The sequence below is a fragment of the Vibrio neonatus genome, assembly GCF_024346975.1.
Taxonomy (GTDB): domain Bacteria; phylum Pseudomonadota; class Gammaproteobacteria; order Enterobacterales; family Vibrionaceae; genus Vibrio; species Vibrio neonatus.
Genome location: NZ_AP024885.1, coordinates 2,203,654 through 2,216,311, shown reverse-complemented (window position 1 = coordinate 2,216,311; position 12,658 = coordinate 2,203,654). Strand labels below are relative to the sequence as shown.

Annotated in this window: 11 protein-coding genes; 5 read left to right on the top strand and 6 right to left on the bottom strand. The window is 42.3% G+C overall.

From position 1 onward, the window contains the following. The first annotated feature begins 50 nt into the window (after positions 1 to 50). Together OCU38_RS10205 and OCU38_RS10200 are read left to right on the top strand one after the other, a co-directional pair. Positions 51 to 974 carry an ABC transporter ATP-binding protein gene (locus OCU38_RS10205; RefSeq protein ID WP_023405434.1) on the top strand — a complete coding sequence of 308 codons (924 nt, stop codon included), beginning with the start codon at positions 51 to 53 and terminating at the stop codon, positions 972 to 974. Beyond that, entirely contained in the window at positions 974 to 1,744 is a 771-nt protein-coding gene (locus tag OCU38_RS10200) for an ABC transporter permease (RefSeq protein ID WP_119006001.1), read from the top strand. Before OCU38_RS10205 ends, OCU38_RS10200 begins: the two co-directional genes overlap by 1 nt. Before the next feature lie 108 nt (positions 1,745 to 1,852). Here the strand turns inward: OCU38_RS10200 and OCU38_RS10195 are convergent, their stop codons facing one another. Beyond that, positions 1,853 to 2,503 (bottom strand): hypothetical protein, encoded by a 651-nt coding sequence (locus OCU38_RS10195; RefSeq protein ID WP_261822994.1) that lies wholly within the window; start codon positions 2,501 to 2,503, stop codon positions 1,853 to 1,855. Positions 2,504 to 2,843: 340 nt separating this feature from the next. Here OCU38_RS10195 and OCU38_RS10190 point away from each other — a divergent pair, with 340 nt between their 5' ends. The 3 genes from OCU38_RS10190 (at position 2,844) to OCU38_RS10180 (ending at position 8,012) form a co-directional block, all read left to right on the top strand. Continuing rightward, complete coding sequence (locus OCU38_RS10190; protein ID WP_261822993.1) at positions 2,844 to 4,973, top strand: YadA-like family protein; 2,130 nt, start codon at positions 2,844 to 2,846, stop codon at positions 4,971 to 4,973. Between the two features lie 339 nt (positions 4,974 to 5,312). Next, positions 5,313 to 6,524 carry an IS256 family transposase gene (locus OCU38_RS10185; protein WP_261822543.1) on the top strand — a complete coding sequence of 404 codons (1,212 nt, stop codon included), beginning with the start codon at positions 5,313 to 5,315 and terminating at the stop codon, positions 6,522 to 6,524. Beyond that, complete coding sequence (locus tag OCU38_RS10180; RefSeq protein WP_261822992.1) at positions 6,525 to 8,012, top strand: Na+/H+ antiporter family protein; 1,488 nt, start codon at positions 6,525 to 6,527, stop codon at positions 8,010 to 8,012. It begins immediately after the preceding gene. Between the two features lie 78 nt (positions 8,013 to 8,090). Here OCU38_RS10180 and panC read toward each other — a convergent pair whose 3' ends face one another. From panC to gluQRS, 5 genes are all read right to left on the bottom strand, one after another. Further along, complete coding sequence (gene panC / locus OCU38_RS10175) at positions 8,091 to 8,942, bottom strand: pantoate--beta-alanine ligase (RefSeq protein ID WP_261822991.1); 852 nt, start codon at positions 8,940 to 8,942, stop codon at positions 8,091 to 8,093. 9 nt (positions 8,943 to 8,951) lie between these two features. Continuing rightward, positions 8,952 to 9,746 (bottom strand): 3-methyl-2-oxobutanoate hydroxymethyltransferase, encoded by a 795-nt coding sequence (panB, locus tag OCU38_RS10170; RefSeq protein ID WP_261822990.1) that lies wholly within the window; start codon positions 9,744 to 9,746, stop codon positions 8,952 to 8,954. Between the two features lie 28 nt (positions 9,747 to 9,774). Next, positions 9,775 to 10,257: a 2-amino-4-hydroxy-6-hydroxymethyldihydropteridine diphosphokinase gene (folK, locus tag OCU38_RS10165; RefSeq protein ID WP_261822989.1), complete on the bottom strand. Its 483-nt coding sequence runs from the start codon at positions 10,255 to 10,257 to the stop codon at positions 9,775 to 9,777. Then, positions 10,257 to 11,606, bottom strand: coding sequence for a polynucleotide adenylyltransferase PcnB (pcnB, locus tag OCU38_RS10160; protein WP_040889896.1), 1,350 nt, complete (start codon positions 11,604 to 11,606; stop codon positions 10,257 to 10,259). The genes folK and pcnB overlap by 1 nt, the downstream gene beginning before the upstream one ends. A gap of 105 nt (positions 11,607 to 11,711) precedes the next feature. Beyond that, entirely contained in the window at positions 11,712 to 12,599 is an 888-nt protein-coding gene (gene gluQRS / locus OCU38_RS10155) for a tRNA glutamyl-Q(34) synthetase GluQRS (RefSeq protein WP_261822988.1), read from the bottom strand. Positions 12,600 to 12,658: the final 59 nt, after the last annotated feature.

The following is a 12,658-nucleotide window of genomic DNA, read 5'->3' as shown; positions in this document are numbered from 1 at the left end:
GCAAATCAAATCGGATTTGTGACAAATAAACATTGAGAAATTCACATCATATGTATGCATTAGAAATAGATAATCTACGTAAAACTTACAAAGGTGGCTTTGAAGCACTCAAGGGAGTCTCTCTTCGTGTGCAACAAGGTGATTTTTATGCTCTGCTTGGGCCAAATGGCGCAGGTAAGTCTACGACGATCGGTATTATTTCATCACTGGTGAATAAAACATCAGGGGATGTCTCTGTATTTGGTCATAATTTAAGTCAAGATTTAGAGTTAGCCAAGCAGTATTTAGGCTTAGTTCCGCAAGAATTTAATTTCAACATGTTTGAGACCGTAGAGCAGATAGTTATGCAGCAAGCAGGCTACTACGGCGTCTCTAGAAGCGAAGCAAAAGAAAGGGCACAGAAGTACCTAACTCAGCTTGATCTATGGGAGAAACGCCATGAGAGAGCCCGTAGTCTATCTGGCGGCATGAAGCGCAGATTGATGATTGTGCGTGCGTTAATGCATGAACCAAAGCTACTGATCCTTGATGAACCCACTGCTGGAGTTGATATTGAACTGCGACGTTCCATGTGGGAGTTCTTGCAAAAGATCAATAAAGAAGGCATCACCATTATCCTGACGACTCACTATCTTGAAGAAGCTGAAATGCTGTGTCGCAATATCGGTATTATTAATCGCGGTGAGTTGATTGAAGATACCAGTATGAAAAGCCTATTGAACAAACTGCAGGTAGAAACCTTTATTCTCGATCTAGAGGAAGGGGCGCAACCTGGAATACTAGAAGGTGTCGAGAATCAAAATCTAGTCAATGGTTCGCTTGAAATAGAATTAAAGAAAGAAGAAGGGCTTAACCATGTATTTTCTCAGTTGAGTGATGCAGGTATCAAAGTGCTTTCAATGCGCAATAAGGCTAATCGTTTAGAAGAACTGTTTGTCACTATCGTTCGAGATCAAACTAAGGAACAACAATAATGTACGCGGTATATTGGACAGCATTTAAAAGCTTGCTAAGAAAAGAGATCAACCGATTCACCCGTATTTGGGTGCAAACATTAGTCCCGCCAGCAATTACTATGACTCTCTATTTTATCATTTTCGGCAATCTAATCGGTTCTCGAATTGGTCAAATGAACGGCTTTAGCTACATGGAATATATCGTACCAGGCCTTATTATGATGAGTGTAATTACCAACTCTTATTCTAATGTGGCTTCTTCATTCTTTAGTGCTAAATTCCAAAAAAACATTGAAGAACTATTGGTAGCCCCTGTACCTACCTATGTCATCATCGCAGGTTTTGTTATGGGCGGCGTAGTGCGAGGCTTGTTGGTGGGCAGTATAGTGACGTTAGTGTCCCTATTTTTTGTTGATCTGAATGTGCATCATTGGGGTCTTATCATTGCCACCGTATTTTTGACCTCAGTAGTGTTCTCTCTGGGCGGTTTAATCAATGCTGTTTTTGCCGGTACATTTGATGATATTTCAATTATCCCGACCTTTATATTGACGCCTCTTACCTACCTTGGCGGTGTCTTTTATTCAATTAATCTACTCCCCGATTTTTGGCAAGCAGTCTCAAAGATCAACCCAATTGTGTATATGGTAAATGCTTTCCGTTATGGCTTCTTAGGGGTGTCAGATGTGGGGATTGTAAGCTCATTTACAGTGCTGATTATTTTCGTGGCTGTGCTTTTTGCCATTGCTTATCGATTGGTAGATAAAGGCATTGGCTTAAGAAGCTAACTAAGTAGTAAGTAACCGTAATATAAACAAAAAATGGCAGTATTGACTGCCATTTTTAATGCGGTATTTTTATGAAATATCGATGATTTAAGCTCAATCTTACCTTCCTTATGTAATAACAAAACTTTCAAATGTTGCAATGATCTGCATGGTATCTTTTAGCTCAATCATTCGCAGCTCTTCAGGAATATTCCTTTCGATATAACGCAAAAATTTCTTGTCATATGTGGCGTAAAATTCCATGTATTCTGCGGCTGATTCAGGCGTGGTTTTTGCAATAACTAGTTGACCAGAAGTGGGGAGCTTTTTATGGTCAAAATAAAGGTATCCAGCATGGTTGATCCTACCTATTGGTTGGCTTTGCCAAATGGCAAAAATGCTTGGTTTATTACCTGTTGGGCACATAAAGCGCGGAATAGTATCACTTTGTGAAACCTTCAATAGCAGATCTTCAATATTTTGCTCAGTGATATCGTTGAGCAAAAGTAGCGGCGCACCTGAGCGTCTTTGGTGGTTTATTTCATCGTCATGATTTATTGGACCCTCTCCAGTCAAAAGCCACTCAACACGACATTTTAGATGCTTACTGAGAAGCAATGCACTATCAGCCATGATTGATTTTTCTGGATGTCGCAAAATATTAGTGATTACGACACGACTTACCCCCGACGCTTTTGACAGCGCTAAGTTAGATGGAATGTTTAAATCATGCATTCGTTTTTCAATGTTCTTAGCAAGAACGGATTGTTTAGATTGCATATGTTTTCCTACAAATTTCGAGTGTAGTGTTCAGTACATATCCTCGCGTATTCTATGCCGTTTTCAAATAAAAAATGTGACGTCTAGCATGTTTTTAATAGTGGGGTGTGTGGTGAAATTACCACCCATTTTTGGTAATTAACACTTAACTTATTGATTTAAGAAGGTAATCCTATAAACACCAAAAATGGTAAGTATGTGTGCAGTTATTGACAGTGAATAATAAATTTAAAGGCATATATTAATCCTCATGGTGAATCGTTCGATAACAAGTGTGTACCGTTCGTTTTCTTTATTGTTTTTGTCTGTGCTCATGTAGAGCGTAGAAAGGTGTAAGAAGATGAGAAAATTAACTTTAGTGGCTGCAGCCGTATCTGCAATTATTTCAACTGGTGTATTGGCAAATGACTCTGTTCAAGGCAATCAAGTTGGGGATCAATCAAGTTCAATCACTGTTTTATCACACAGTAAAAAAATCAACGCTGTACAAACTACTCCACAAGTTAGTACTTATTTGACTGCTACACGAAAATCAAAAATGCAGCAACCGACTCCAGTACCACAAGTTACACCGCAAACTATTGCCCAGACTGCTAATTTACGTTCAGAAAAAAATGAGGATAATATTCAAGCGCATGCAGATATGATTGATCAGAACAATGCGGGTATAAATACAGTTGCAAGTGCGGTTCAAGCGCATGCAGATATGATTGATCAGAACAATGCGGGTATAAATACAGTTGCAAGTGCGGTTCAAGCGCATGCAGATATGATTGATCAGAACAACGCGGGTATAAATACAGTTGCAAGTGCGGTTCAAGCGCATGCAGGTATGATTGATCAGAACAATGCAGACATTAATACAGTTGCAAGTGCGGTTCAAGCACATGCAGATATGATTGACCAGAACAATGCAGATATAAATACAGTCGCAAGTGCGGTTCAAGCGCATGCAGATATGATTGATCAGAATAATGCAGATATTTATACAGTCGCAGGTGCGGTTCAAGCACATGCAGATATGATTGATCAGAACAATGCAGATATAAATACAGTCGCAAGTGCGGTTCAAGCGCATGCAGATATGATTGATCAGAATAATGCAGATATAAATACAGTCGCAAGTGCGGTTCAAGCACATGCAGATATGATTGATCAGAACAATGCAGATATAAATACAGTCGCAAGTGCGGTTCAAGCGCATGCAGATATGATTGATCAGAATAATGCAGATATAAATACGGTAGCAAGTGCGGTTCAAGCACATGCAGATATGATTGATCAGAATAATGCAGATATAAATACGGTAGCAACCACGGTTCAAGCACATGCAGATATGATTGACCAGAACAGCGCAGATATAAATACGGTCGCAACTGCGGTTCAAGCACATGCAGATATGATTGATCAGAACAATGCAGATATAAATACAGTAGCAACTGTAGTCCAATCACATAGTGATATGATTGATCAAAACAGTAATGATATTCAAAAAGTAGCTTCTACAGTTAATGATGATCACCAAACAATGCTACAAAATACAGGTTTAGCACATAATGCAGAAGTTAAAGCTGAAGCAAATGCCCAAACCATCGATGAAACTCAACAAGTTGTTCATCAGAATACTCAAGTAGCTCAAACAGCAAGCGTACGTTCAGTACATAATGCACAAGGTATTGTTGGTAACTCGCAAGCAATTGCTTCAAATGGCCATAGTATTGCTACAAATGCCCAAGTAATAGATGAAAACACACAATTAGCTCATTCAGTAGATGTACGTTCGACTCATAATGCGCAAGGTATTATTGGTAACTCACAAGCTATTGTTTCAAATGGACATAGTATAGTAGCCAATACACAAGCTATTGATACTAATACTCAAGGTATAGAAACCAATACCAAAGCAATTGATTCAAATACTCAATTAGTTAAAACAGTAGATGCTCGTTCAACAACGAATACACAACATATTACTGCCAATACACAAACTATTGCTGCGACACAAAAAGTGGTTCATTCAAACACTCAATTAGCTCAAGCAGTGGACGCTCGTTCAACAACGAACGCACAGCACATTACAGCTAATACACAAACTATTACTAGTAACACGCACCACATTACTAGCAACACATCACGTATAGATAGCAATGCATACGCCATTGACCAAAATACACAAAGTATTGAACAAAACAGCCAAGACATTAAAGGCTTACGTGCTGATTTAGAACAACAAGCTAAAATTATGGACGGTGCAATGGCGCAAGGTATTGCAGCAAGTTCATTAGTTATGCCTTACAACGTTGGTAAAATTAGTACAACTGTTGCGCTAGGTCACTCTGGTGATGCAAATGCGATTGCTGGTGGTGTTGGTATCCGCTTTACTGAAAACTTCACTGCTCGTTCTAATCTTGCATACGATACTGGTTCTGAACAAGTTTCAATCGGTGCTGGTGTTGGCTACGAATGGTAATCAATATTTACCGTCACTTTAGATAAAACAGAAGGATAGCTCAGAAGAGCTATCCTTCTGTTTTATCTGTATAAAGTATAGTGATAAATAGCGCCAGGAATCCCTTTTAATTATCGTGTTGTCAATCTTATTTGGAAAAACACCGTCTTAAATGTGATGCTTTTCACGGACTGCCGGTGATTATTATTATCTTTGCTTCAAAAAAGTATTTACTCAGCAGTGGCATTATTGATTTAATAGAAATCTATCTATACAAAAAGACAACAACATGACACACGAGACTGTCCTAAATTCTGTGTAATTGCCTAAACTAAGCCTTAAAGGCTAAGGATAGGCAATATGAATAAGAAAGAACTTGAAGCTTTCGCTAAGGAAGCTGCTAAAGGAATTAAAACTCCTGAAGACTTAACTGAGTTCAGCCAAATGCTGAAGAAAATAACGGTTGAGGCTGCTCTCAATGCAGAGATGGATGCGCACCTTGGCTACGAAAAACATAAGCCCTCTAAGTCTAATAATTACCGCAATGGCAAGAGCAGTAAACGCGTAAAAACCGAAGATGGAGAGTTTGAACTTGATACTCCTCGGGATCGCCTTGGCTCGTTTGAACCTAAACTGGTCAAAAAACACCAATCACGATTTACCTCTATGGATGACAAAATCTTGTGGCTCTATGCCCAAGGAATGAGTACTCGCGATATCGTCAATGCTTTCGATGAATGGTATGGCGCAGATATATCACCTAGCCTCGTATCACGAGTGACAAATGCGGTAATAGAAGAAATAGTTGAGTGGCAATCTAGGCCACTTGACGCCATTTATCCCATCGTTTATCTCGATTGTATTGTGGTCAAGATCCGCCAAGACAAACGTATTATCAATAAGTCGGTCTTCCTCGCTCTAGGTATTAACACTGATGGTCAGAAAGAACTCATGGGCATGTGGATAGCAGAAAACGAGGGCGCTAAATTTTGGTTGAGTGTTTTAACTGAGCTCAATCAACGTGGTGTTGAAGACATTCTTATTGCTTGTGTGGATGGATTAAAGGGGTTTCCCGATGCCATCAACACGGTTTTCCCCCAAACGCATATTCAGCTGTGTATCGTCCATATGGTACGAAACTCATTAAAGTATGTGTCATGGAAAGATTATAAGGCCGTCACAGCTGACCTAAAGCGTGTGTATCGCTCAGCTACAGAAGATGAGGCTTTACTTGAGCTAGAGCGCTTTGGCGAAGCCTGGGATAGTCAATATCCACAAATCTCCAAGTCCTGGCGCAATCATTGGCAGAACCTCAACACGCTGTTCAACTACCCTGAAGATATTCGTAGAGCTATCTACACAACTAATGCTATTGAATCTCTCAACAGCGTGATACGTAAAGCACTAAAAAAACGAAAGATCTTCCCAAACGATGAGGCTGCAACAAAAATGGTATACCTAGCGATCAAAGACGCCAGCAAGAAATGGACGATGCCCATTCAAAACTGGCGTCAGGCTATGAGTCGGTTTATTATCGAGTTCGAGGAACGTCTCGAAAAGCACATTAACTAAATGGCAATTACACAGAATCTGTTACAGCCTCTGACACACACAACTTCTAGCGATGAGTCGGTAGTATCAACTCAAAGCACTCCTTTACAGAAGCTTTCAATTGCAGCCGTTGCGATTATTAGCTTTGTTGCCATTGTTTTCCCTAGTTATCTTCCGGTGAATTCAGTCCTACTTTCTATTAGTTTAATGATTGCAATGTGTTTGCTGCGTTTGCCTGTGCCTATAGCGTTAATCGCAGGGGCGATTGTTGGCGGTTTACACAGTGGATTAGATGTTCATGAATCGATTGGTGCGATTAATGATAATTTATCTGAAGGCGCGCAAGTCGGGATGACCTACGTAATGATCGGTGCCTTTGCGGTTGCATTAGCACGCAGTGGTCTTTTGGATATGTTGGCGGATAAGATGAGCGGCGCAGTTTCTCGTGGCGTGAAATCAAGCTCGTTAAAGTGGGGACTATTTTCAATATTCATAGTGGCATCAATCATGTCGCAAAACGCAGTTCCTGTTCATATTGCGTTTATTCCCGTCATGATCCCGCCACTTCTTACTGTTTTTAACCATCTTAAAATTGACCGTCGAGCTGTAGCTTGTATCATCGCTTGTTCTATTAGTGTCAGTTACTTATTACTGCCAACAGGTTTTGGTGCGATTTATCTGTTTGAAATTCTGTTACCGAATATCAATTCATCAGGTGCAGACTATGGGTTGGTTGTGCAAGCAGGACAAGTACCAAAGGCGATGTTCTTGCCTGTAATGGGTATTGTCGCCGGTATGCTAGTCGCAGTATTCATCACTTACCGAAAACCTCGTGAGTATGATGATGAACTGACTAATAAGATGGTGTTTCGCTCTGAAGCGACAAAACTAAAATTTAAAGAATTGATGTTTGTGATTGCCGCTGTTGCGGTCGCTTTGATTTGTCAGATCGAATTTGATTCTTTGCTATTAGGCGCAATGATAGGTTTTGTCTTATTAAGCTTCTCAGGGATCTTCACTTGGCAACAACAAGATGACGTGTTCACTGAAGGTATGCGTATGATGGTGCAAATCGCCGTTATTATTACCATTGCTTCAGGGTTTGCTGGGGTGTTGAATGCGACGGGTGAGATACCATCACTCGTAGAAGCCACTAAAGCTCTGATTGGTGACAACAAAGCCGTTGGCGCATTATTGATGCTACTGGTAGGCTTGTTTATTACTATTGGTTTTGGTGACTCTTTTGCCAGTGTGCCTATTCTTGCTCCTATTTACGTACCATTGGCACTATCGTTAGGCTTTTCGCCAGCCGCGACTATTGCCTTACTGGGTGCATCAGCAGCACTCGGTGATGCAGGCTCGCCAGCGTCAACTATCTCTCTTGGGGTGACATCGGGTTTAAATGCCGATGGACAGCATGACCATATTCGAGATTCGGTGATACCAACCTTCTGTCATGCCAACTTTGGTATGGTGTTATTTGCTTGGATCGCCGCTTTGGTTCTATAGAGAACCCGTAAGTCGTTAAATAAAACAAGGGCCGCTTCATATGAAGCGGCCCTTGTTTTATATAGCTTTATCGCTTACTTATTTTAGCGTTACAACCACATTATCAATCAGTCGCACTTGACCTAAGAAAGCGGCGATTAAAATGACCGCTTCTTTAGTGTCGGCATTGACCTCGCCAAGGGTTCGAGCGTCGCAAATAAACAGCTCATCTGGCTTCATTTCCGCATCCACAATCGCAGCTTCACCAAATTGGATCGCTGATTTAACGTCTAGTGGGTTAGCCAGTAAATGATCGGCCATTTTGTGCATGGCTTGGGCAAGGCGCGGAGCAATAGCTCGCTCTTGTTCAGTTAAGCGATTATTACGAGAGCTCATCGCCAGACCATTTTCTTCGCGTACGATAGGCACTGGAATAATGTCGATATCCATTGCCAAATCTTCAACCATTTGGCGAATAACTGCTACTTGTTGGAAATCTTTTTCACCAAAGCAGGCAATGTCAGGTTGAACCAAATTAAATAGCTTGGACACAATCGTGGTTACGCCACGGAAATGCCCCGGACGCGATGCGCCTTCTAGCATGTCGGAAAGTACCGGCACTTCCACAAAGGTGTGCTTGTCTAGCCCTTGAGGGTAGATGATCTCGGGTGTTGGAGTGAACACTAAAGCGGTGCCTTGTTCTTCCAGTAATGCCAGATCTTGCTGTAGCGTTCTTGGATAGTTTTGCAAATCTTCTGGATTGCCAAACTGCAATGGATTAACAAAGATGCTGACCACAACCACGTCTGCGACTTGCTGCGCTTTGCGCACCAATGTGAGATGACCTTGGTGCAGGTTACCCATGGTTGGAACAAAGCCGATAGTTTTTCCTGCTTGTTTAAACGCACGAATTTGCTGACGAAGTTCAGCGGTGTTATTAACAGTTAACATGTTCAGCTCCTAAGCAATGGTATGATCAGGCCCAGGGAAGGCACCCGATTCTACATCGGTAATATACTTAGTGACCGCCGAACGCATATCGCCGGTTTCTGCTAGGAAGTTTTTAGAGAATTTAGGCATGTAGTTGGCAGCAATACCGAACATATCGTGCATAACCAAAATTTGACCATCGGTTACGTTGCCTGCGCCAATACCGATAACCGGTACATTCAGCGCTTGGGTGATGCGTTCAGCCAATGCCGAAGGAACACACTCAAGTAAAATGATTTGTGCGCCAGCCGCTTGTAGCTCTAGTGCATCTTTAACCATTTGATCCGCTTGTTCTTGATCGCGACCTTGCACTTTAAATCCGCCAAAAATATTGACCGATTGTGGCGTTAAACCTAAGTGAGCACAGACTGGCACGGCGCGCTCAGTCAGCATGCGCACGGTAGGAGCAAGCCAAGAACCACCTTCTAGTTTCACCATGTTTGCGCCAGCTTGCATCAGCTTACCTGCTTCTAAACACGCTTGCTCAGGGGTGGCATAGCTCATGAATGGCATATCAGACATAAGCAAACTATTTGGGCTACCTGCACGTACACAGCGCGTATGGTAAGCAATATCTTCAACAGTAACAGGAAGTGTGTCAGCTTTACCTTGCAGTACCATTCCTAAAGAGTCACCAACGAGGAGTACGGGCATCTCTTGTTGTTCAAATAGTTGAGCAAAACTTGCATCATAAGCCGTTGAAGAAGCAAATTTATGCCCTTCTTCTTTTAGCTTCATTAGCGTATTAATGGTTACTTTTTTCATTTCTATGCCTTTTTCTGGAAGTTGGGGCTTAACCCCACACTTGCAAACCGTTTCTATCGACTGATTCTACGAGTTTGTTGAGTGCACTTCCGTCTGGAAGTATTAAGTTTGATTCTATTTCTTGCAGAGGATAAAGAACGAATTCTCTAACCTTCATACCATAGTGAGGTACGACTAAGCGAGGGAGGTTAATGACTTCATCACCGTAGAGGATAATATCGAGGTCGAGTGTTCTCGGCCCCCAACGTTCTTCTTTGCGCACGCGCCCTTGTTCGTTTTCGATCTTTTGTGTGTTATCCAAAAGTTCGATAGGGGATAAGTCAGTTTCAATCTTAACTACAGCATTAATGTAGTCAGGTTGATTCTGGGGCCCCATAGGCGTGCTGCTGTACAGTGATGATGCTTTTATCACGCGGCTGTTGGGCAGTGACTCCAAGCTTTTAATCGCTTGTTGAGCTTGTGCTATTGGGTCACCTAGGTTGCTGCCTACGGCAATATACGCAGTAATCATTAACTGGATTTCTTTGGTTTTTTCTTAGCAGGACGACGACGGCGACCACTACCAGAGCGGTTACCTGAAGCGCCAAGATCCGTCACCATAGCTTGACGCATGTTGCGACCTGAATGTTGGAACGTATGCCACCATTGCGCCAGTTTTTGAGTGTCGCCTTGTTCTACTTGACCGCGCATCTCTAAGAAGTCAAAGCCGGCTCTAAACTTGTTTAATTCGAGTAGGCGGAAAGCGCGCTTACCTGAGCGTCTTTCAAGGCGTGACTGTAATTGCCACACTTCTCTAATGGTGGCGGTATGACGACGTGGGATAGCGGTACTACGCACTTGTTCATCAAGAATGTAGTTGCCTGCGGTCATCATGGCATCGTAATGGCTCATGCCTTGCTGATTCATCAATCGTTCAGCGTAGGCTTCGACTGGATACCACAACATAGCGGCAAACATGAAGGCAGGGTTAACTCGCTTGCCTTCAGCAATGCGCTGATCGGTCGACTCTAAAACCAAATCAATCATTTGTTCTGTTTTAGAGTTTTCTTCTTCGGTAAACAGTTCAGCCACTTGCGGGAATAAATGCTCAAATAGACCAAATTCACGCAATAAATCGTAAGTGTCCAGTCCGTGACCTGATTGCAGAAGTTTTAGCGATTCTTCGTACAAACGCGCCGCTGGAATGCCTTGCAGTAAAGGCGATAAGTAGTTGATTGGGTCAGCGGTTTCAAAGCTGATGTCCATGTCCAGTTTTGAGGCAAATCTTACCGCGCGAAGCATGCGCACTGGGTCTTCGCGATAGCGAACCTCTGCATCACCAATTAAACGCACCATGCCTTCATTGAGGTCACGCATGCCGTTGGCATAGTCATGGATAGAAAAGTCTGCGATGTTGTAATACATGGCATTGATAGTGAAATCACGGCGTTCTGCATCTTCATCAATAGAGCCATACACATTGTCACGCAATAACATCCCTTCTTCTGATTGAACAGAAGTTTGCTTTTCTGGCTGTTGGTGATGGCCTCTAAAGGTGGCAACTTCAATAATGTCGCGACCAAAGATGATGTGAGCAAGTCGAAAACGTCGTCCGATTAAACGGCAGTTGCGAAACAGTAGCTTAATCTGCTCTGGGGTAGCATTAGTGGCAATATCGAAATCTTTTGGTATTTTTCCAAGAAGAAGATCACGAACACCGCCCCCTACTAAAAATGCATCGTATCCAGCTTTTTGTAATCGATACAATACCTTGAGTGCATTCTCGCTGATATGCTCTCTAGAAATATTGTGCTGGTCTCTTGGGTAAACGTTAAGGTCTATTTTCCCAACTGAGTTAGTGGTATCGAAATCAGATGTCATCGAGTTTGTCAGTTTCTTTTTTAGTAGGAACAAGAAGGCAATACATCATATTGCACTCCATAAGAATTTGGTTTGAATGAGCTTCAAATCCGCGCATATAATAGCCTAGCTGATGCGATTTGAGAACAAGGTTGTGACTTGAGTCTCTTTTGGCAGTTGCTCAAGATGCCAATGTTTGACTCCCCAAGCAAGAATTTCATCAATATCTGCTGTTTCTATCTGTTTTGGCAACGTAAAACCAAGAAAGCGCATCGCGCAAATTAAGGTAGGGATTGGGTTAGATAAGCTAATGCCTTGGGCGTGGTTTTGTTTAGATAATTTAGCGCCGTTTTCAGTCACTGCCAGTGGCAGATGTAAATACTGCACAGGCTTAGCATCCAGTAATTGATAAAGACTGATTTGTCGCCCTGTAGGCTCAATCAAGTCAGCGCCGCGCACCACTTCTGTCACTCCCTGTTCGATATCATCAATTACCACCGCCAAATTGTAGGCAAATAACCCGTCACGACGTTTGATTATGAAATCTTCCGCAGCAATTGCGGCTGGAATATCGATTTTACCTTGTTTTAGGTCGACAAATTCAGTGACTGGAGCGTCTATTTTGATGCGGATAGAACAGTTGTCTGCGGTGAGGTTTTTATCTCGGCACTGCCCTTGGTAGTAGTTACCGGCGGCTTTTATTTGTTTGCGGGTGCATTGGCAGTAGTAGGCTTGCTGTTTACTCAGCCATTGCTCAATTTGCTGTTGATACAATGAGTGTCGGTGACTTTGATAGACAACCTCACCATCCCAATATAAATGATAGGCTTCTAATGTTTCTAGGATGAGTTTAGCCGCGCCCGGCATTTCTCTAGGAGGGTCTAGGTCTTCCATGCGCACCAGCCAGTCACCGCCTTGAGATTTGGCTTGAAAGTAACTGCCTAATGCCGCTACCAAAGAACCAAAATGCAGTGGGCCAGAAGGGGAGGGTGCAAATCGTCCAACGTATTTCATACAAACTTTTTACCGCAAAAAGGGAGCCAAGGCTCCCTTTGTACCAATCGTAGCAACTA